14 protein-coding genes are annotated in these 21,782 nt (G+C 48.5%); 12 read left to right on the top strand and 2 right to left on the bottom strand.

The window, feature by feature from the left end; translation table 11 throughout:
• Positions 1-666 precede the first annotated feature (666 nt).
• The 6 genes from metH to ACFSB2_RS07540 all read left to right on the top strand — a co-directional run bounded on the left by metH (position 667) and on the right by ACFSB2_RS07540 (position 11,524).
• A complete protein-coding gene (metH, locus tag ACFSB2_RS07565; protein WP_377942427.1) occupies positions 667-4,113 on the top strand; it encodes a methionine synthase in 3,447 nt (1,148 codons plus the stop codon).
• A gap of 62 nt (positions 4,114-4,175) precedes the next feature.
• Complete coding sequence (locus ACFSB2_RS07560; protein WP_377942426.1) at positions 4,176-6,089, top strand: bifunctional homocysteine S-methyltransferase/methylenetetrahydrofolate reductase; 1,914 nt, start codon at positions 4,176-4,178, stop codon at positions 6,087-6,089.
• Between the two features lie 320 nt (positions 6,090-6,409).
• On the top strand, positions 6,410-7,843 hold the full coding sequence (locus tag ACFSB2_RS07555) for an ABC transporter substrate-binding protein (RefSeq protein WP_377942425.1): 1,434 nt from the start codon (positions 6,410-6,412) through the stop codon (positions 7,841-7,843).
• 122 nt (positions 7,844-7,965) lie between these two features.
• Positions 7,966-8,934, top strand: coding sequence for a carbohydrate ABC transporter permease (locus ACFSB2_RS07550; RefSeq protein ID WP_377942424.1), 969 nt, complete (start codon positions 7,966-7,968; stop codon positions 8,932-8,934).
• 28 nt (positions 8,935-8,962) lie between these two features.
• Positions 8,963-9,784 (top strand): carbohydrate ABC transporter permease, encoded by an 822-nt coding sequence (locus ACFSB2_RS07545; RefSeq protein WP_377942423.1) that lies wholly within the window; start codon positions 8,963-8,965, stop codon positions 9,782-9,784.
• 393 nt (positions 9,785-10,177) lie between these two features.
• Positions 10,178-11,524 carry an extracellular solute-binding protein gene (locus ACFSB2_RS07540; RefSeq protein ID WP_377942608.1) on the top strand — a complete coding sequence of 449 codons (1,347 nt, stop codon included), beginning with the start codon at positions 10,178-10,180 and terminating at the stop codon, positions 11,522-11,524.
• Between the two features lie 64 nt (positions 11,525-11,588).
• Here ACFSB2_RS07540 and ACFSB2_RS07535 read toward each other — a convergent pair whose 3' ends face one another.
• Entirely contained in the window at positions 11,589-12,746 is a 1,158-nt protein-coding gene (locus tag ACFSB2_RS07535; RefSeq protein WP_377942422.1) for a GntR family transcriptional regulator, read from the bottom strand.
• A gap of 268 nt (positions 12,747-13,014) precedes the next feature.
• Here ACFSB2_RS07535 and ACFSB2_RS07530 point away from each other — a divergent pair, with 268 nt between their 5' ends.
• The 6 genes from ACFSB2_RS07530 to ACFSB2_RS07505 all read left to right on the top strand — a co-directional run bounded on the left by ACFSB2_RS07530 (position 13,015) and on the right by ACFSB2_RS07505 (position 20,383).
• Positions 13,015-13,929 (top strand): carbohydrate ABC transporter permease, encoded by a 915-nt coding sequence (locus tag ACFSB2_RS07530; RefSeq protein ID WP_377942421.1) that lies wholly within the window; start codon positions 13,015-13,017, stop codon positions 13,927-13,929.
• Positions 13,926-14,762: a carbohydrate ABC transporter permease gene (locus ACFSB2_RS07525; RefSeq protein WP_377942420.1), complete on the top strand. Its 837-nt coding sequence runs from the start codon at positions 13,926-13,928 to the stop codon at positions 14,760-14,762. The genes ACFSB2_RS07530 and ACFSB2_RS07525 overlap by 4 nt, the downstream gene beginning before the upstream one ends.
• 165 nt (positions 14,763-14,927) lie before the next feature.
• A complete protein-coding gene (locus tag ACFSB2_RS07520) occupies positions 14,928-16,247 on the top strand; it encodes a glycoside hydrolase family 125 protein (RefSeq protein ID WP_377942419.1) in 1,320 nt (439 codons plus the stop codon).
• A gap of 323 nt (positions 16,248-16,570) precedes the next feature.
• The gene (locus ACFSB2_RS07515; protein WP_377942418.1) at positions 16,571-17,140 is read left to right on the top strand and encodes a TlpA family protein disulfide reductase; all 570 of its coding nucleotides are present in this window, start codon (positions 16,571-16,573) and stop codon (positions 17,138-17,140) included.
• 365 nt (positions 17,141-17,505) lie between these two features.
• A complete protein-coding gene (locus ACFSB2_RS07510; RefSeq protein WP_377942417.1) occupies positions 17,506-19,128 on the top strand; it encodes a glutamate synthase-related protein in 1,623 nt (540 codons plus the stop codon).
• Between the two features lie 112 nt (positions 19,129-19,240).
• Positions 19,241-20,383, top strand: coding sequence for a glycerate kinase (locus ACFSB2_RS07505; protein WP_377942416.1), 1,143 nt, complete (start codon positions 19,241-19,243; stop codon positions 20,381-20,383).
• A gap of 79 nt (positions 20,384-20,462) precedes the next feature.
• Here the strand turns inward: ACFSB2_RS07505 and ACFSB2_RS07500 are convergent, their stop codons facing one another.
• A complete protein-coding gene (locus ACFSB2_RS07500) occupies positions 20,463-21,623 on the bottom strand; it encodes a hypothetical protein (RefSeq protein ID WP_377942415.1) in 1,161 nt (386 codons plus the stop codon).
• Positions 21,624-21,782 lie beyond the last annotated feature (159 nt).

Here is a 21,782-nt window from a genome sequence, read left to right as displayed (position 1 = left end):
ATGAGAATTTCGCGTTTGTTGGTGCTTTAGAGCAAAATCATCATTTTGAGTCATTCGTTGAGAAACGGAATCAAATGATGGACAACAGGCCGATAACGCCAGTTCCGTGGAAACAGTACCATCGTGCGAATGTCAAACATGGCACTCGACACTCGAATGGCTAATGGTCAACGTCACAACCAGCAGTGAAGCGCGGGAAAACTCCCGCGCTTTTTTGTAAATTGCGCGGCATGAGTGACACGTCTTGCCAGCGCCATCATCAAAAGTCAATCCAACGAGGCAGCGAATGGCGCGGTATGGGCGTGTAGGCGTTGTAGCAACGGGCGTTAAGAGCGTTTTTTCGGCACAAATAAGACCATCCCACCATTTGTATATTGACAAATATCTGATAACGACTGGTAGTCCGCATAATCTCGCTGTGCTACAATGTTTTGAAATCATTTGTTTAATGCGCGTTTTTTGGCCGTAGATTCGATTGCTTGCCTTATGTAAAGCTTATGTATAGAGAATGACAACATCAGACATAAAACCTACCGCGTATGCCCGAGAGACAATCAGTAGAGCGGTGGACACATCGGTCAATCACGGCACTGCGAACGGTGGGGACTGCGTAGGAGGAACACCTCATTTTTGAGCAGATCTATGCAGATGAGGAGAGGAGTCGCCATGATAGAGCAGATCATATCCTTGTTAAAAGAACGTATTCTCATTCTCGACGGTGCGATGGGCACCATGATTCAGCAGCGTGAATTGACGGCTGATGACTTTGGCGGTGCAGCACTTGAGGGATGTAATGAATATTTAAATGTGACCCGCCCTGACGTCATTCGTGATATTCATGCGGGTTATTTGGCTGCAGGTGCCGACATTGTTGAAACCAACTCATTCGGCAGTACACCGCTTGTGTTGGCTGAGTACGATCTCGCCGACCAAGCGTTTGAAATCAGCCGCTTAGCGGCGCAACTGGCGCGGGAAGCAGCAGATGCTTACAGCACGCGCGAAAAGCCTCGTTTTGTCGCGGGCTCTATGGGTCCTACCACGAAAAGTTTGTCCGTCACAGGTGGTGCAACTTTTGATGAACTCGTGGAAAGTTACGCCGTGCAAGCAGAAGGGTTGATGGTTGGCGGCGCCGACTTCTTGATGGTGGAAACATCCCAAGACATGTTGAATGTCAAGGCGGCAGGCAGGGCGATTCAACAAGTGGAAGAAAAACTTGGCCGCAAAGTGCCGATAATGGTCAGCGGCACGATAGAGGCAATGGGCACGACACTTGCTGGACAGACCATTGAGGCGTTCTATCTGTCGATTGAGCACCTGAAGCCTTTCGCAGTAGGCATGAATTGCGCCACTGGTCCGGAACTGATGCGGGATCACATGCGCGCGTTGTCGGAGCTGGCACAGTGTTCTGTCAGTTGTCACCCCAATGCAGGCTTGCCAGACGAGGAAGGGCGCTATTTGGAAACGCCGTATGCCTTCGCCAAAAAAATGTCCGATTTTGCGCGTGAAGGCTGGATCAACATCGCAGGCGGTTGTTGCGGTACGACGCCGGATCATATCCGCGCGCTCGCTGAACAAGTACAAGGTTTGGCGCCGCGTCAATTGGCCACGCCGCACGAACATGCCGTGGCAGGGATGGATGCTTTCATATTGTCAGATGATCAACGACCGGTTTTCGTCGGGGAACGGACCAATGTGCTAGGTTCGCGCAAATTCCGTCGGTTGATCGCCAGCGGTGATTTTGATGCGGCTTCTGAAATCGCCCGTGCGCAGGTGCGGGCTGGCGCGCAGGTGATCGACCTCAATTTACAGGACCCAGACCGGGATGAATTGGCTGACGTAGACCAACTGTTGTCGTTGGTGGTTCGCAAAGTCAAAGTGCCACTGATGATTGACTCCACAGATGCAGTCGTTGTGGAAGCGGCACTGAAGAAAATTCAGGGGAAATCCATCATCAATTCGACCAACTTGGAAGATGGGGAGCCAAGGCTGGCCACTTATGCAAACTTGGCGCGGCGATACGGCGCTGCGCTGGTGGTGGGAACCATTGATGAGCAGGGAATGGCGGTCACACGCGAGCGCAAAGTGGAGATTGCGCTTCGAATTGTCGGGCTGCTGGAAGAAAAATATGGCCTTTCGCGAGCCGACATCATCATCGACCCGCTGACGTTCCCCGTTGGCACGGGCGATGAAAATTACATTGGATCAGCGCTGGAAACAGTCGAGGCCATTCGTATCCTGAAGGAGCGCTTACCGGAGTGCCCGACTTTGCTTGGCGTCAGCAATGTTTCATTTGGCCTGCCGCCAGCGGGTAGAGAAGTGTTAAACGCCGCGTTCCTGTACCATTGCACGAAGGCGGGCCTATCCTACGCGATTGTCAACAGCGAGCGCTTGGAGCGCTATGCGTCCATTGCAGAAGAGGATAGGGTCTTGGCCGACAAGCTGCTGTTTGAGACCACAGATGCGGTGGTGGCAGAGTTCACTGAGCGGTTTCGCGAACGGCGGGTGACGTCGAACATTGTGCGGGAAGATCTTTCACTGGATGAACGGCTCGCTCGCTATGTGGTGGAAGGGACAAAAGACGGCCTGCTGCCAGATTTGGATTTGGCGTTACAGGATATGCCGCCGCTTGATATCATCAATGGTCCATTGATGGACGGGATGAGTGAAGTTGGGCGTTTATTCAATAACAACGAGCTGATTGTCGCCGAAGTGCTGCAAAGTGCGGAAGTGATGAAGGCGGCTGTAGCCTATCTCGAACCGCATATGGAAAAGACGGAATCCCACACCAAAGGCCGCCTATTATTGGCCACGGTCAAGGGAGATGTCCATGATATTGGAAAGAACTTGGTGGAGATCATCTTAGCCAACAATGGATATGAGGTGGTTAACCTCGGTATCAAAGTGCCCTCTGACCAATTGATACAGGCGGTTCGTGAGCACAAGCCAGACATGGTTGGGCTTTCCGGGCTGCTGGTGAAATCGGCGCAGCAGATGGTCATTACGGCCGACGATTTTACCCATGCTGGCATCGATTTGCCTCTGCTTGTCGGCGGTGCTGCACTGACGAAGAAGTTTACGTTGACCAAAATCGCTGACAAGTATCAAGGGCCGGTCATTTATGCGAAGGATGCGATGGAAGGACTCGATTTTGCCAATCGATTGATGGACGTGTCACAGAAATCGGAGTTGCTCGCCAAAAATGCCGCAGATAGGCAAACGTTTGTGGCGCAAATGGAAAAACAAACGGTGACCACTGTGGCGACGGTGAAGAGAGCGTCAGACTTGCGGCGTGATGCGCCTGTGTTTACGCCACCTGATTTAGAACGTCACATTTTGCGGGATTATCCCGTGAAAATGATTCGCCCGTACCTGAATTTGCAGATGTTACTTGGCAAACATCTCGGCCTGTCTGGGAATGTCGAGAAGCGGATCGCTGATAGGGATACTCAGGCTCTGTCGTTGCTGGAAATGGTAGATGAATTGATACACGAAGCCAGCGCCAAGGAGTGGGTGAAGGCGAATGCGGTGTATCAGTTCTTCCCTGTGGTTGCCGATGGGGACGATCTCGTCATTTATGCGCCGGATCAAAAGGAAATTCGCGCGCGCATTCCCTTCCCGCGTCAAGCCAAGGCGCCGTTTTTGAGCGTCGCGGATTTTGTTCGCCCCATTGAACAAGGGACCATGGACTATATGGCGATGTTTGCGCTGACGACTGGCAGCCAAATTCGGAATGAGGCAGAACGGTTAAAAACAGCTGGTGAGTATTTGCGCGCGCATGCCTTACAGTCGATTGCGCTGGAGCTTGCAGAAGCGTTTGCGGAACGGGTGCATCAGATGTTGCGCGATATGTGGGGATTTCCGGATCCATTGGGGCTCAGCATGCGGGAGCGATTCATTGCCCGTTACCAGGGGATTCGCGTTTCCTTCGGTTATCCGGCATGCCCTGATTTAGAACAGCAAGCGACCTTGTTTGACTTGTTGCAGCCAAGTGACATCGGTCTGCATCTGACGGATGGGTTCATGATGGACCCGGAAGCGTCGGTGTCGGCGCTCGCATTCAGTCACCCGGAAGCCAAGTATTTCAATGTTGAACTGCGTGAGGAAATGGCTTGACGGTCGTAGGGAATGAAACTTTCACATATCGTTGATTTTTAGAAGAGATGAGGGAGAGTCGCATGGCAGCGGACGAAGCAGGTAAAGGGATCGCAAGTATCCAAGTTGGTCATCGCAAATTTGTGATTGGCGATGGCGCGATGGCGACCTATCTCCATCAGTGTGGGGTGCCGATTCGAGTTTGTGCGGAGGAGTTGAATCTTTCTTCTCCTCATATCGTCGAGCAGGTGCATCGCGCTTATGTGAACGCGGGTGCGACCGTCATTCAAACCAATTCATTCGCAGCCAACCGAAGCAACCTATCACGGTACGACCTCGCAGACAAGGTCGACGAGGTCAACCAGGCAGCCGTTGCCATTGCTCGCCAAGCATGCGCTGACCAGGCTGCTGTATTTGGCACCATTGGCGCCATTCGCGGCACCACTCGCTACGGTGGCGCGTTGTTGCAGGAAGAGCGCGTGGAGTTGCAGGCCCAATATGAGGAACAGGCAAAAGCGCTGATGGCCGCGGGGATTGACGGTTGGGTGCTGGAGACCTTTCCTGACTTGGAGGAGATCTCACTCGCATTGGAGGTTGTCCGCAACCTGTCCAATCTTCCGGTTGTTGCAAACTTGTCTCCTGAGGAAGTCGGTGTGACCCGGGACGGCGTACCACTGCAAAAAGCTTTTTCTTTGTTGCGGGAGGGCGGGGCTGACGTCACGGGGTTAAACTGTCGACTAGGCCCATATGGCATATTGCGGGCGTATGAGCGGCTTACTTTACAAGAAGGCACATTTGCTGCTGTTCCGAACGCAGGCATGTTGCATCGCAGCGAAACGGAAGGCCTCTCCTACACTGGTGATGAAGATTACTTTTCTGATTTGATGATTCAGATCGCGAAACTGGGCGTGACTTGGCTCGGCGGGTGTTGTGGAACGACGCCGTTGCACATTCAGACCTTGGTTCAGCGCTTGAAGACCCTGGACACGTCTGAAGTGTGGCAGGAAACTGCAGTGCCGACTGAACAAACGACAGTCCAAGCGCAGCCGAGCAAGCCAGATACTGGACACATGTACGACATCATTCGGCCAACCAGTGTTTCGTTGGTGGAGCAAGTGAATGCGGGCACCACGATCATTGTCGAATTGGATCCGCCAAAGACGCTCAACTGCGAACGATACATTCAAGGCGCACGCGCGCTGTCGGCGGCTGGAGCAGACATGATCACCATGGCGGACAACTCTTTGGCCATGGTGCGGATGAGCAACATGGCCTTGGCGAGCATGCTGAAACAGTTTGGCATTGAACCATTGGTGCATGTGGCGTGTCGGGATCGAAATCTGATTGGTCAACAATCGCATCTGATGGGGCTGCATGCGCTGGGGATCCGCAACATTTTATTGGTCACAGGCGATCCGTCCAAGTACGGCGACTTGCCTGGCGCCACGTCGGTGTACGACGTTTCTTCGACCGATTTGACGAAGATGGTGCGGCGTTTGAATGAAGGTGTGGGCTTTTCGGGCAGTCCATTGCGAAAGCCTGCTGAATTTGTCATCGGCACGTCGTTCAATCCGCATGTGCGCAATTTTGAAAAGGCGGTTGAGCGGCTTAAGCGCAAGGTCGCGGCCGGCGCGGATTACGTCATGACGCAGCCTGTTTACGAAGAGCGGACAATGGAGCAGATTGCAGTTGCGACGCGGGATTTAGGGGTGCCGGTGATGATTGGCATCATGCCGATGACGGGTTTGCGCAACGCGGAATTTTTGCATCATCAGGTGCCGGGCATCACCATTCCAGATGAGGTATTGACCGCTATGCGGGAAGCAGCGCCAGAGGATGCGCCGGAAGTCGGATTCAACGTGGCGAAAAAGTTATGTGAAGCTGCATTGCAGTATTATAAAGGCATATATTTGATCACGCCATTTCTCAAGTATGAAATCACCGTGCGCCTGACACAGCATATCCGTCAACTTACACCGGAACCGCAGTTGAACTGACGCTAGTCTATATGTGGATGATCACTTTTGTTCCACGCTCGCTTTCAAGTCTAGTAAAGTTTTTATCCGTAGTTGACATATGTGATTACTTTGAGTATGTTAAATGAAAATTATGAAATGAAATTTATGCCGATCAGTCAACTGAAGGCTCTTGTATCTCTTATTTGTTTGGAACCTTGATTCCAACGGGAAGAGATGCAAGAGCCTTTCTGATTTGCTGGAGAGAATTGTGGGGAGAAATTGCATTTATCAGACGATAAATCGCCTTCTTCCAGGATTCGTGGTATAGGAGAAAACTTGTATACAGCGGAGGTCGTGCTATGAAAAAGAAAGTGGTAAAAGTTGCATCATCTGTGGGCATCACCTTGTCAATTAGCATCGCTACGATAGGGTGTGCTTCGCCGTCGCAATCGCAGTCTCAGTCGAATCAAACGGTCACCATTACGTTCTGGGATCGTCATCCCGAATTGCAGACGATATTAACCCAAGCAGTCAACGGATTCGAGAAAAAGTATCCGAACATTAAAGTGAAATTTCAAGAGATTCCAGTCACTACTGAAACACAGCAATATCAAGCTGCAGTTTCCGGGAATTCTCTGCCGGATGTTTTCGCCCTATCCGCGTATAGCCTCCCTCAGTACGTTGCGCTGAACACATTACATAGCCTTAATTCCATTTTTCCCGCTTCTGTTCAAAAGACATATCCTGCGGGGACCTTTACAGAAGGATACAGCACAATGGGCGATCAAGTGTACATGTTGCCGATGTACGCGCCGGATCACTCCGGGAATATGTTGTACTACAACAAAGATTTACTGAAGAAGTATGGATTGGGTGTGCCTACAACGTGGAATCAACTCATGACAGAAAGTGAGACCATATATCAAAAATCAGGCGGCAAGGTTTACGGTTTAGCTGAGCCGATGAACAATCCTGGTTTACTATCGGAAATCGCATCTTCCATTTCTCCTGCGGTGGATAGCAATGGTTTTAACGATAAGACTGGGCAATACGAGTTTGACAGTCCTGGATACGTGCAGGTTATGAATTTTTTCAAAGAGATGATGACTGGTCATGCGCTCGATCCCGACGATGTGACGACTTTGTCGAAGCCACAAGCGCGAGCGGCGCTGGCGGCAGGTCAAGCTGCGTTTGAAATCGATGGAGACTGGGGTGGAGAGCTGATTCAGGGCCTGGGGTTCAAAGATTGGGGGGTTGCTAAACTGCCCACTTGGAACCGCAAACCATACTATTGGGGATACACAGGGCCTACTCCAGAAGGATTGGCCATTAACGCGAACACGAAGCACTGGCAGCAAGCGAGTACCTTTGTGAAATATTTAGCGAATTATTTGTACCCGCTGATGGCGAATGAAGGATATGACACAGCAAAAATCGTGAAACCCAGCAAACCTGCATTTTCACAGGTTTCGCAAATATTGAACGATTTAGAGTCTACTTCGGTTGCGCTTCCGAACGTATATCAGCGGAACAGCGCAACCATCAATGTGATGGAGCAATTTGATAGCAGCGAGCCAACGCAAAACATTGGCACGATATTGCAAGGGTATCTGACTGGACAAGTCAAGGATGTCACAAGTTCTTTGCAAAAATTGACTTCGCAGTACAACCAATTGCTCGCCAAGTCGATTCAACAGTCAAATGGAAAAGTCACGGAGAAGGATTTCCAGTTTCCAAATTGGGTTCCTTTCAAATCGTACACAAACTCGGATTACACGAAGCTGGGTAGCTGACTACCTGGTTTGATGACGATGAAGCTGGTATGGAGAGTGATTGGCTCATAGGAGGGAACCACATATCTGTACACTCCTTTGGGCCAGTTCTCTGCCTACGGTAAAGCAGAGGAGTGCATTCAATGCAACAATTAGAAACTGCTGTGGGAAAGTCGAGGACTGCTCAAGGAACCTGGCTGACGAAGATGAAATATAAGCGCTATTTTTGGGCATATGCGTTTATTTTACCGCAAGCTATTCTTTTTTTCGTATTGACACTGTACCCAATTGTAATGAGTTATGTTTATTCTCTATTCGACTGGACCGGAATTGGACCGATCAACGAATTTATAGGAGTCGCCAACTATACGAAATTATTTCAGGACCCTCTGTTTTGGAAGAGTTTTCGTCATACGATTGAATATATCGTTGGAGAAACAATCATTGTGATTCCAATTGGTTTCATCCTTGCAGTTCTGCTGAATAACCCCAAATTCAAAGGCAGAGGATTTTATCGTGTTTTGTACTTTATACCGGTGGTAACGACGACTGCAATCGTCGGTGTCGTCATGCAATTGATATTTAGTAATACGAATCAGGGATTGGTCAACACAATTTTGCTTTCCACCCATTTGTCGAGACAGGCAATACAATGGTTGAATTCACCTGTAATTGCCATGGTTCTGGCCATTGTCATTGGTTCCTGGAAATACATTGGTGTCGTGATGGTTTATTGGTTGGCTGGTTTGCAGACGATTTCAGAAGAAACTTATGAGGCGGCTGAGCTTGATGGTGCAAACAGATGGCAGCGGATGCTATTCATCACACTACCGATGTTAAAGCCGATTTCAGCTGTTGTTTTGTTGTTTACCATCGTCAATGGCATGAGCGCTTTTGATCTCATTATGACGTTCACCGGTGGAGGTCCGTCCTTTGCGACCCAAACCTTAGACGTATACGTATATAACTATGCGTTTAACTCGTCGGCTGTGGGGGGAGGACTGCCGCAGATGGGTTACGCTTCGGCGGGTGGCGTTTGCTTAGGGATATTTGTATCGATGATCTGTTTGTTCATTGGCGGGCTGGTGAAGTTGACCAATCGGGATCGATAAAATGTGATATTGGACGGTGTGTATGTTGATGAAAGGTAGAAATTTGTATATCTTACAGCATATTATCTTGGCGCTAATTGGAATCATATGGATTTATCCATTCATCTGGACCATTTCTTCGTCATTTAAAAGCGAGATCGGCTTCTTTTCTGCCAATCCGTGGCCGGGGATTTTCCATTTCGCGAACTTTGCGCGGGCTTGGAACGGCGCGCACTTCTCTGCGTATTTCATGAATACGGTCATCACGACAGTCGCCACGGTAGCTTTGGTTATCGCTGTATCGTCGTTAACCGGTTATGCCTTGGGGCGTGTCGCGTTTCCAGGGAGAAAGATCATCATTGGCATCATTGCAGCACTATTGTTTGTTCCTCAAGGCTTTACCATCATTCCATTTTATCAATTGATGAAAGGGCTTGGACTGAACAATAATCTGTTGGGTATCATTTTGGGGCAAGCGTCTGGCGTTCACATTATGTTCATCTTGATGTTTTCTGCGTATTTTCGAGCGATTCCACAGGAGCTTGAGGATGCAGCTTCAATGGACGGGTGCGGCTTTTTGCGAACATTTTTGAGCGTGATGTTGCCGACTGCCAAGCCCGTCATTGCGACAGTCGCCATCATGCAATTTATTAGCAGTTGGAATTCTTTTTTGATCCCGCTGGTGCTCACCTTAAATAGTCCTAATTTGCGCACGTTGGCTGTCGGGATGTTTTCCTTTGTCGGAACCTACAACACAGATTACACGGCCATGGCCGCTGCCGCCACGATCTCGGTCGTTCCCGTCATCATCATATTTATCTTTGCACAAAGGTACTTCATGGAGGGGATTGCTGGGGCGGTGAAGTCATAGGAGACGATGCGTTTTGGGAGCATGAACAAATCAGTATACATACCACCTCCAGCTCTATTTTACGCGCTCAGTTGATAAAGGGATGAACCAATGCGTTCATCCCTTTAGTTTGTATACTTAGGAAAGTTAATGTAATTACATATATGATGCTTGATCAACAATAATCACACTAAAACGCTTAGCATCACGCTAGATCTAACAGTAAAAAACGCAGTTTTCGTCGAAATTTAAAATATCATGTTGAAAGCGATTGCTTTATTGTATCTAAGAATATATTATTACAATATGTTTGGATGACATGACTTTTGCAAAGGCAGCACACACGGATGGAGTTGAAATCGAAGCTCATCGAAAATTCAAGGATAAAAAAGAGGGGGATTTAGCTTGAAAAAAATGAAAAAGAGGCTGGCTGCTGCCGCGTCTGTGGCATTGAGTATGGCTATGATCGTCGGCTGTGGCACATCTGGCGGAAATAGTGGGGGCAATAGTTCAAAGACCATCACGCTTACGATGTGGACTTATCAATTGGAGAAATTCAAACCCTATATCGATGGTGTGATCTCGCAGTTCGAAAAGGCGCATCCCGGTGTGAAGGTAAACTGGGTGGATGTCCCCGCGACGGGATTTGATCAGAAAATGATTGCGGCTTATCAGGGGAATAGTTCTCCGGATTTGATCAATGATGCAACAGCAGTCCAGCAGGTTTATAAATACTATGCCCCGTTGAATCAGTATCTGACGAAGGCGCAAATTGCTTCTTTCTTCCCTGCTGCAGTGCAAACGATGACGGTGAACAAGAAGTTATATGCTTTCCCGTTTTACGGAACGACGCCGCTGCCCAGCTTGCCGATGTATAACATGTCGCTGCTGAAAAAAGCTGGCATCACACAACTGCCGACGACCGTTGCGCAGAGCTTGCAGGACGCGGTTAAACTGCATAAGGCAGATCCGCATGCGTATTGGGCGTTAAGTCCAGTTCAAACGCAATCTGAGGCAACCACTTTCAGTAACACGAATGCTTGTCTGGAATTGTACGATTACGGTGTGCCGTTGTTGACGTCAAACTTCAAAAAAGCGGCATTCGATACACCAGAGGGCGTGAAGGTGTTGACGATGTACGCGAATGCCTACAAACAAGGTGCGTATGACCCGGACACCGGTTCATCCGCCGACCCGACGAATTTATTTGTGCAAGGCGCCATAGCCAGCTACGGTTCAGGTCTGATTAGTGATTTGCAGAACAGCTGGGGTCCGATTGAAAACGAAATTAAAGTAGGACCGCCGGTAACTGGTCCTTATTCTGCGACACATGAGCAGGCGGGGAGTGGTTGGTATTGGGCGGTCAGTGCACAATCGAAACATCCGCAGTTGGCAGTTGATTTGGGGATGGAGTTTTTAACAGTCAAGAATCAGTTAGCATTCTATAAAGCGACAAGTGGCGATGTGGGTGCAAACACTGTGCAAGCTTTGAACAATCCTGGTTTTAACCAAGGCATCACAAATGCTGTCGCCAAATCATACACGAAATTGCAGCATAAGTATTATGATCCGAACAAGAAGGTTGTCACTTCACCGAGTTTGCAAGGCCAAGTCTCTGATTTCCCGCATCAGACAGAAGTTGTGCAAGCCTTGACTCAGTATTGGAATCAGGCGATAGAGGGTGGGATGTCACCGTCGACAGCCTTGGCAGACGCTGCAAAAGCGGTCAATAAAATTCTAGCTGAACCAGCAAATCAATAAGCAGAATGAAGAGATGCAAAACTGCGACGTGTCAGACGCGTCGCAGTTTTTTGCGGTCAAGGTTCTAGGGGCGTTTGGCGGTCGATTCTCCCATCTGAAAAGAAGCGGTCAACTCGATGTGAACCGGTTTGTACGCCTGCTGACGGGTAGTGTCGTTCATTAAGCGGATGAGAATTTCGAAAGTCTTTCTGGCCATGCCGACTTCGTCCTGTTCCATGTGCGTGAAATTCCAGCTGTGTAAGCGCGGACGCGGTCCGTCGAAACAGGCGATGGACAGGTCTTCGGGGACTTTTTTGCCGATGGAAATGGCGATTTCCAGTACATTTTGCGCGATGGCATCATCCGTCGCAACCACTGCCGTGATTTCTGGATGTTGGTAAAAGAAAAGCTTAAGCGTCTCGAGATATCGGCCGTCCACTTCGTTGTTGTTGATGTTGACCGTGTCAACCCCGGATAAAATGAATTCCTCACGTACTGGTAAATTGGCATCTGTCAAGGCGGATCGATATCCATCCAGTCGTTCAATTAAGGTCGAGGTGGAGTTGGCGAGGGGCATAATAAAGCCGATATGCTGGTGATTGAGTTTTATCAGATGGGATGTCAAATCATATGCGGCTTTTTCGTTATTGGTCGAAACACAGGAAAAGGGTACTCCCTGCAAGTTTTTGTCGATCAACACCAATGGGAACTTCTCCACATTCAGTTTCAATAGTGCCTCATTGTAATAGTCGCCGTTGACTGGGAATACGACCAATCCTTCGACGCCTGACGCGACAAGACGATTGATGGCCTCCTTTTCTTGTTCCTGTTCGGCATAAGAGCAGGCGACGGAGAGAACGATGTTTTGTTTGGTGCATAAGCCTTCCAGTTCACTGAGGATTCTATTTCCGTAAATGCTGCTGATATAGGGCACGACAAGACCGATTTTGCGAATCTGCTTTGTCGTGTTGGATTCGATGGTCGATGGAGCGGTGGGTATAGCAGGGATTTTCGTTTCGTCGAGATTGTTGGAAACAAACGAACCAATGCCTGCTTTGCGCTCGATGATGCCTTCATTCACCAGCAGTTGCAGCGCTCGATTCGTTGTCACACGACTGACGTTAAACTGTTCCATTAACTCTTTTTCGGTCGGGATCATCTGTCCAGGCTGATAAGTGCCATTGTTGATGTCGTTATATAGATATTGATAGACTTCTTTGTATTTTGATTTTTGTCGGTCCATATACACGCTTCCTTACATTCGTTGTTATGAAGAAGATTTTAGTCTACAAAATATCTCATCTTCTTCGTTCAAAATGACATTTCATTCATTGTTATGAATTAATGTATTTTTTGTATCGTTATTTGTATTGAATATATCATAATAATAATGTAACATATAGTCCGTTGAGTAGCGATATGCCCTCAGTTAACGTGTAAGCGTCATCTTCGCAAAGTATATCATCCAAATGTACGCAAAGTGAGATGAAATCATTTGAGGGGGATTGCAGGTGGGGACTCCTTCTACAATCGTTCAGTTGAGTAAACCGAGTAAAGGCATCAAAAACCATAAGGCTTGGCTGGCTTGGTTGCTATTGGCTCCGGGGATCATTTTGTTGATGATGTGGAGCTATTATCCATCCATCTACGCATTATGGTTAGGGTTCACAAACGCGTCGCCAGGCAATCCTGGCAAGTTCATTGGCTTACAAAATTACATTCAGCTGTTGAATGGCCCTGGATTTTGGGATTCGGTTTACCGTTCCCTCGAATATCTGATTGTCGTGCCAGTTATGATGATTGTCCCGCTGCTCGCGGCCGTATTGATGAATCAGAAGTTGCCGTTGACCACGCTGTTTCGCGGTATTTTCTTTGTGCCAGTTGTCATCAGTATGGTTGTTGTAGGTATCGTCTTTAATGAATTGTTCTCGACCACGGGTTTTTTGAATGACGTCATGTTCTCGTTGAAGCTGATTAATAGTCCGGTTCCGTTTTTATCCAATAAAAACATCGCGATATTTTCCGTGATGTTCGTTACGGCCTGGAAGGGCATTGGCTATTACATGATCATCTTTCTCGCTGGTCTACAAAGCATTCCAGAGGAATTGTACGATGCCGCTTCCATGGACGGCGCAACGTTTATGCAACGCGTTCGCTATATCATCATTCCTAGTATTTGGCCGTTTATGATTTATGTGATGATTGCTGCTACGCTGAGTGCAATGTCTGTATTTACCGAAATTTACACACTCACCGGTGGAGGACCTTTGCAGAGCACCACGACGATGCTCGTCTATGTTTACCAACAGGCATTTTCGCAGTACAAGTTTGGCTATAGCGCCGCAGCTGGGAACTTCATTTGGTTGATCTTGATTCTGATGTCCCTAGCAGAATTTTGGCTTTCGTCAAGGAGGTACAGCAAATGAGGATAGGCTTGGCGGCGAACAGCAGCAGAATTTTTGTGTCGTACTTGTTTATGGCATTAGGCACCATCGTCTTTCTCTTCCCATTGGTTTGGCTGCTGGCGACATCATTTATGTCACCTAATGAAAATCCGTTTTCTGTACCGCCGCATTTGATTCCAAAGCCAGTGACGCTTTCAAATTATGTGGAAACGTTCAAGAATTATAGTTTTGGTCGATATTTATGGAACAGTTTTTACATTGCGGTGGTTTCTGTGGTGTTGAACATCGTAATCACTTTGATGACCGCTTATCCGTTGGCGCGTATGAAGTTTCGGGGGCGTCGAGTGGTCATGGGTTTAATCATCGCCACTTTGGTATTGCCTGGGGAAGGCACGCTTGTCCCGCGGTATTTACTCACACAGCATCTGCATCTGATCAATACGTATTGGGGGATTATTATCCCAGGTATGTTTAGCGCGTTCTCTGTGTTTTTGCTCTATCAATCATTTGACACCATCTCGAAGGAACTTGATGAATCAGCGCGGATTGACGGAGCGGGAGATATGCGTATTTTTATCCAAATTTTGACCCCTTTGGTTGGACCGACATTGGCGGCGTTGGCGATTATGGGTTTTCTGGGGTCTTGGGACAGTTTCTTGTGGCCGCTCATTGTGTTGAACAATTCCAATCTGTACACAGCTCCGCTTGGCCTGGATTATTTCTTCGGAACTTTTGGCGCAAGTTGGTCTGTCGCAGCAGCTGCGTCAGTGCTGGTGGCCGCTCCGGTTGTGATCGTCTTTCTCGCGATGCAAAGATGGTTTGTCAATGGCGTGGCAGGTGCATTTAAAGGTTAGGGTCATCTGCCAATATCGCGCAGAAAATACATGAAATGATGCATCGGTCGAGCCAGTGCAGACGTGTGTTGCTAGAATATCTCTAATTTTCAAGAGTGGAGATATATGCTATGATTTTCAAAATTAATTTGTGATTTAATGCATCACTCAAGGGAGGCAACATGCGTGTCCACAGTTTCAACCACGACCAATTCAGCGATGGATCGCGTAACTATGCAGGTTCAGGATTTTTTCGGCGATGACGCCGACATTACACGTTTGTTTGCCAACTGCTTTAGCAACACGATGCATACGACAATTTTACCTAAAGGGGACAAGGACACCTTTGTGATCACAGGCGACATCCCCGCGATGTGGCTGCGGGATTCAACAGCGCAGGTGCGTCCCTATTTATTGCTCGCAAAAGAAAATCAAGAAATTTCGAATCTGTTGGAGGGTGTCATCTACCGACAATTGCGCTCCATCTTGTTAGATCCTTACGCAAATGCGTTTAATGAAACGGATAATGGTCAAGGGCATCAGACGGATAGAACGGATATGCTCCCTGGCATCTGGGAGCGAAAATACGAAATCGACTCTTTGTGCTATCCAATTCAATTAGCTTATCTATATTGGAAAGCGACGGGGGTCATCAGCCACTTGCAGTCCGATGAGTTTCAGTCGGCTGTACAAGCCATTCTCGCTCTCTGGCGCACGGAGCAAAATCATGAAAAAGATTCCCCCTATGTTTTCGAACGGCTGGGTGAGCGTGAACTTGACACGTTGTCCCGTGGCGGAAAAGGCCCCCTGGCTGAGGTCACTGGAATGACTTGGTGTGGTTTTCGACCGAGTGACGATGCATGTACGTACAGCTATCTGATTCCTGCCAATATGTTTGCAGTGGTTGTCCTCCGCTATCTGGAAGAGATTTATCAAGATGTGCTGGGGGATGCCGTCACAGCCCAATCAGTGGCGGCGTTGGCTGCCGAAATCGATGCGGGGATTCGCCAATATGGTATTGTCGAACACGAGGAGTTTGGCAAAATATTCGCATATGAGGTGGATGGATTCGGTCACCATGTTCTGATGGATGATGCGAATATACCAAGTTTACTCGCGCTGCCATACCTCGGTTATTGTGATAAAGCGGATCCGATTTATTTGAATACAAGGAAGTTCATTTTGAGTGCGGGCAATCCTTTCTATTTTTCCGGAAAGGTGCGTGGAATAGGCAGTTCTCATACACCGGATGCGTATATTTGGTCGATGGCGGTTTCTATGCAGGGATTGACGTCCACAGATGCGGCTGAACGGAAGGAACTGTTGGCGATGCTCTGTAAAATGGATGCGGGAACTGGCATGATGCATGAGGGCATCGATGTGAACAACCTTACTCAATTTACACGCGAATGGTTTTCGTGGTCGAATATGCTCTTTTGTGAGTTTGTCTTATCGGAGATGGGGCAGTGGGTAGCCGCTAGTCCTTTGGCAGAGCAACATGCATGAGTGGTAAATCATCGGACATTTAGATAGTGAGCCATACGAATTGTGCCCAGCACCTGCGCGTTTTATTCGCAGGTGCTTTGGCGGTATGAATAGATGCCATATATGCTGTGATTGCGTTCGCGTAAAATGAGTATTGCCATGCAGCTGTCTGTCAACTGCAGTCATATCTGAATTTAGCATGAACTTTTTTCAATTGATTTTGTTTTTCTGTTATATGCAATTGCCCATGAATCGAGATTCGTCTAACTTTATATGTAGATGCGCGATAGCTAGGGACGTTGTCTTTAGCTATTTTCATTCTTCGTCAAAAAGGCGTGATTTGATTGAAAATAAAATCGATTTTTCCACTTGCATCTATTTTGTTGATTGCGTTGACTGGTTGTGGCATCGAAACGCATTCCACGAAAACTGCGAGTACCAAGGCGACATTTCAAAACCTCATCAGTGATGACGTGATAAAACCTGATACGAAATTGGATCCCCATAAACCGTTTGGTGTGGATTATACACATGTTGAAGTTGTTGACGCAAAAGGCCACCATGTGACTTTGAATGCAAGTAAAACCCCGATTTTGTTTACAGCGTATTGGTGCCCTCATTGCCAGCGCACGTTGCGGTTGCTATCGTCCCAGCAAAATACATTACAACGGATGCCAGTTGTCGTGAGTTTTGGATTCGCCAAGAATACCACACTCAAAACAGCAGTTGGTATTCAGCATGCAGAGATTTCACAATTGAAACTGCATGGATTTAAAGTATATTACGATTTGTCACCAAGCGCGGGAGACGAATACGCCCCGCTCGGTTACCCAACCTTAGCATATGACAGTGGCGGCAGCATCGTCACGCTATATGGTGAACATACATTGGACATATGGAAACAAGTGTTATAACGGTATGGTTAGCGTTGCAACTCGCGGATCGCACAGCGCACAGCGCTGATTTTTTCAAAATAGAGTTGGCAAAATGGTTGAGTATTCAACCCCCCCAGTCCGCGGCCGGAACATATATTGTTCCGTAAATTGAAGTGTGCAATTGATAAAAGCCTGGTAAACTTTGTTTCTTTCCGATGTGTAATATGATTTATGTTAGTATGGAACTAAGGTTTGTTGACTAGGCATGCAACGGGTTACTGAAATGTATTCGGTGGCGTGCGTTATATGTCTAGTACGCGTGATCTCTGTGTCGCGCCTTGCAGATTGAAAGCGGTTATTTTGCTCAATGGTTTTCAAGCTCACATGATTTTGGGGGGATGGAAATGCAATCGGTTATTTTAATTCTCATCGCGTTGGTGGTTTTTGTACTATTTTGTGGGCCGCTTGCATTCATCTTGTACCTGTATTTTTTGTCCAAACGTCCGCAGCATTCCGTCATACGGGCGCATCCGTATCTCGGCTGGATGCGTTATTTGCTTGAAAAGCTAGGACCAGAGTTTCGCCAATACTGGTTTGATGGCGATAGTCAAGGCAAGCCATTTTCGCGTTCGGATTTTACCGCAGTCGTATTCGCGTCGAAATATCGAACAGATCTGATTTCCTTTGGCGCAAAACGCGACTATGAAAAACCAGGGCTCTATCTTTCCAACGACCTATTTCCCAAGCTGGTCGAAGAACTGCGCGTGGACAATCGGGAGACTGCGGAGAGTAAGAAGTATAAAATCGTTCATGAAGGGTTGTTTACCCGGCGGGAGCATTTGGTCATTGAACAGGCGAAGCGCTGGCTTTATCCAGATAAAGACGCCATTGTCGTCGGTTCAAACCGCGCACATCCATGGATCCTCAAAGGGATGTTTGGTGCTTCAGCCACTTCTTACGGCGCTGTAGGCGAGCATTACATCGCTTCGACTGGCAGCGGTGCCCGCATGGCAGGTGGCGCGTGGATAAATACGGGCGAGGGCGGAATCGCGCCGGATCATGTAGAAACAGGTGCAGATGTCGTGGCGCAAATCGGGCCGGGATTGTTTGGCTACCGGGATGATCAAGGTCGGTTTTCGGATGACAGGTTTGTGGAACAGGCGAATAGACCACAGGTTAAAGCGTTTGAATTGAAATTTCATCAAGGCGCCAAAATTCGTGGTGGACATCTGGAAGGGGACAAGGTGAATCGCAAGATTGCCGAGATTCGTCGAGTGCCCATCGGTCAAACCGTGAATTCGCCAAATCGGTTTCCCTTCTTAAAGAACGCGGAGGATTCCCTGCGGTTTGTGGATCATCTACAGCGCTTGGGCGGTAAACCGGTAGGTATAAAAATCGTTGTAGGCGATGGAACAAAGTTGGATGCCTGGTTTGAGGCGATGAATCAGATGGACATCTATCCGGATTTTATTACGGTAGATGGCAGTGAAGGTGGTTCTGGCGCGACGTTCAAAGCCATGGCTGACGGAATGGGGCTGCCCTTGTTTTCGGCATTGATCCTGCTAGATGACGCGGCGCGGAAACACGGGCTGCGCGATAAAATTCGCATTTTTGCCTCAGGCAAGCTGATCACACCGGATAAAGTGGCGATTGCACTGGCGTTGGGCGCGGATTGTGTGAACTCTGCGCGCGGCTTCATGATGGCGAACGGCTGCATCATGGCGCAGCAGTGTCATACGGGGAAATGTCCAACTGGGATAACCACTACTAATCCGAAATATCAGGCAGCACTGGTTCCGTCAGAGAAACAGTGGCGTGTGATGAATTACATCCTTCAAATGCGCGAGGGCGTCTTTGCCTTGGCGGCGGCTTGTGGACTGGAGAGTCCGCGGGATTTCACGCGTGAACACGTAGCGTACAAAAACGAGCATGGTCGAGTGGTGCGGGTATCCGAGCTGTTCCCATATCCGACATCTGACGCCGTGGAGCAGAGAGAACGCCAGCGTTCCGCTGACAATCTGGCCTGATTGACGATTGGTGATCAATCGACGTGCTGGCTAGATTTAATAGATTTTATGAGAGTCAGTTCCTGCTGGCTCTCTTTCGTTACATATACATATGGACAAAGGAGGGCACAGTATGCGAATTGTGATTGCACCGGATTCATTTAAGGGGAGTTTGTCTGCCATAGAGGTCGCAGAGGTGACTGCAACTGCAGTTGGCGTGGTGTTTCCAGAAGCAGTCTGTCAGCTGGTGCCGATGGCAGATGGAGGCGAAGGGACGCTAGAGGCCATGATATCTGCGACGAATGGTGAAGTGTTCGAACAGTCTGTGTGTGGGCCGTTGTGTAGGCCACTGCGCGCAAAATACGGTGTGCTCGGAGATGGTCAGACCGCAGTCATTGAACTGGCTGAGGCTGCTGGACTCACCCTTGTGGATGAACGGGCGCGCAATCCGCTTAAAACATCGACTTTTGGGGTGGGGGAGTTGATGTTGGCGGCGCTTGACAAAGGGTATCGGTCGATGGTGATAAGTTTGGGCGGCAGCGCGACCAATGACGGTGGTCTCGGTCTTCTTGCCGCACTCGGCGCGCTCTTTTTCGATGCAGAACATCAATTGGTCGATCCGACTGGAGCAGGCATGACAAAGGTGAGACAGATGGACTTGACGCGACTGGATGCTCGCCTAGGGGAATGTACCATTCGCATCGCTTCAGATGTAGATAACCCGCTGACCGGCGAGAACGGCGCAAGCTACGTGTTTGGGCCGCAAAAAGGGGCGTCAGAGTCTGTTGTTCGGTTGCTGGATGACGGCTTGAAAAACTTCGCGTCCCATGTGGAAGAGGCTATCAAACAACCGAATCTCGCGAATTCACCAGGTGCAGGTGCGGCTGGCGGTGCAGGTTTTGCGCTGATGGCCATTGGGGCGCAGATGATGTCTGGCGCACAACTGGTGGCTGAGGCCTGTGAGCTTGAAGCGGAGATTCAACAGGCGGACTTGGTGATTACTGGCGAGGGACGAAGCGATGCGCAGACCGCGCATGGCAAAGTGCCATTCCATGTAGCGGCCATTGCACGCAAATATCAAGTGCCCGCCATTTTGCTCTCCGGTAGCTACGATGCGTCGTGCACAGTATTGGCAGACCATTTTGTCAGTTTGCATGCCGCAGTGACAGGGCCGACCACACTGGAACAGGCAATGAACAACGCCAGGCAGAATCTGTTCGCGGCCGCCTTGAATGTCGCAAAAACTGTTCGTCTATGCATAGCAAACCAATCATGACAGGCAGAATGAGGGGCAATGTCCCCTCATTCTGCCATTCGGCGCCACAAAAGCGGATTGTACGTCTTCAAGATATCAATTAATAGCGGTTGGATTGGGATTCAAAACTCGCGTCGATGGTGCGTTCCGAGCCTCTTCCTCGCCGTTTGGCGATTTGCATGGCCTGAATCATGGTGTCCATGTCCTCGTTCATTTCTTCAAACTGCTTCTCCCAAAACGCCCGCTGTTTTTCAATTTGGTGTATTTCTTGTTCCTTCAATGAAATCTGTTCAAGCAGGTGGGTTCTTTCTGTCTGCAGCCGAGTCACTTCACCGTTCTCATCAACAATTTCTACATCGCGCAGATAACGAATCAACTCATCTTTTGTAATGCGATCCCGCTTGCTGATATCAACGGCGGCCGTTTCTGCAATGTCTTCTTCAATTTCTTCAACCACGGCCGGTGTATCAACTTTAGGCGGTGTATACTGTATCGTCTGCTGTCCATCATCCTGTACAGCAGTATAGGCGCTTACCTGGTCTGTTTCGTCTATCTCTCCGTATGGCGTTTCTTCTTTTTCTTCGTCCATTTCCTTCATCAGGATGGGTTTTAGTACAGACTGCCATCTCGATTTCGTTTCCGAGACGGTCTTGGACAACAAGCCAATACCCGGCCGTATGAGTTTGGACAGTTTGTGCTGATCATGCTGAATTTGGCGAACCTCTGTGATTTCATCATACGTAAATCGCTCACTTGTCAAAAACTCAATGATGTTGGCCAAACAAGTTTCGTGAAACGGACCGCCAACGTCGAGGTGTGCGCATTCCTCGCAAACGAGACCAGCCATCGCATCGAGAAATGCATCTTGAAAGTACACAGTGGCTGGTAAGCGATACAGAACCCCTTCTTTGCTCGTCTCGACAATTTGTAACTTGTTCTGTTGCGCCAGTCGTTGTGCGGCCAATTGTGCCGCGTAAAGATGGATGGGCAAGCGCTGGTCTTGTTTAGTAAAATCTACAATACGCGCAGACGAGCGATGCTGCTCTTTCAGTAAGTTACGAAATCGATTAAGGATGATTTGCTCCGCTTCTTCTTCTGTATCAGGCCAGTTTTCAATCACGAACGACTGTGGTTCACGTTTGCTTTCAATAAATTGTTTTGCTTGTTCCACCGTCACTTCATTTTTATAGTAGAGATCATAAAGTGCGACATTAAATCGCTGGGCGATTTCGATGGCTTCATACCCTTTTAGTGTCCTCATTTTATATCCTCTCATTCTCGGTATAGATCTTCCCTAGTTCTATTATATTCGAAATCGCATCGCTGGTTTTGTCTATGATTCAGATGAACGTAACATATTTATGTGAAATTGCAAGGAGAAGCCCGTCAGACGCCATACGCGATCCACCGTTGTACACGC

This window comes from Alicyclobacillus fodiniaquatilis (assembly GCF_042678105.1).
Classification (GTDB): Bacteria; Bacillota; Bacilli; order Alicyclobacillales; family Alicyclobacillaceae; genus Alicyclobacillus; species Alicyclobacillus fodiniaquatilis.
The sequence above is the reverse complement of the archived record's forward strand: the minus strand, read 5'-3'. Positions and strand labels throughout refer to the sequence as shown.

Excerpts from the sequence above, each read along its gene's own strand:
- metH (WP_377942427.1), top strand. The coding sequence starts at position 667 with ATGATAGAGCAGATCATATCCTTGTTAAAAGAACGTATTCTCATTCTC.
- ACFSB2_RS07560 (WP_377942426.1), top strand. The coding sequence starts at position 4,176 with ATGGCAGCGGACGAAGCAGGTAAAGGGATCGCAAGTATCCAAGTTGGT.
- ACFSB2_RS07555 (WP_377942425.1), top strand. The coding sequence starts at position 6,410 with ATGAAAAAGAAAGTGGTAAAAGTTGCATCATCTGTGGGCATCACCTTG.
- ACFSB2_RS07550 (WP_377942424.1), top strand. The coding sequence starts at position 7,966 with ATGCAACAATTAGAAACTGCTGTGGGAAAGTCGAGGACTGCTCAAGGA.
- ACFSB2_RS07545 (WP_377942423.1), top strand. The coding sequence starts at position 8,963 with ATGAAAGGTAGAAATTTGTATATCTTACAGCATATTATCTTGGCGCTA.
- ACFSB2_RS07540 (WP_377942608.1), top strand. The coding sequence starts at position 10,178 with ATGAAAAAGAGGCTGGCTGCTGCCGCGTCTGTGGCATTGAGTATGGCT.
- ACFSB2_RS07535 (WP_377942422.1), bottom strand. The coding sequence starts at position 12,746 with ATGGACCGACAAAAATCAAAATACAAAGAAGTCTATCAATATCTATAT.
- ACFSB2_RS07525 (WP_377942420.1), top strand. The coding sequence starts at position 13,926 with ATGAGGATAGGCTTGGCGGCGAACAGCAGCAGAATTTTTGTGTCGTAC.
- ACFSB2_RS07510 (WP_377942417.1), top strand. The coding sequence starts at position 17,506 with ATGCAATCGGTTATTTTAATTCTCATCGCGTTGGTGGTTTTTGTACTA.
- ACFSB2_RS07505 (WP_377942416.1), top strand. The coding sequence starts at position 19,241 with ATGCGAATTGTGATTGCACCGGATTCATTTAAGGGGAGTTTGTCTGCC.
- ACFSB2_RS07500 (WP_377942415.1), bottom strand. The coding sequence starts at position 21,623 with ATGAGGACACTAAAAGGGTATGAAGCCATCGAAATCGCCCAGCGATTT.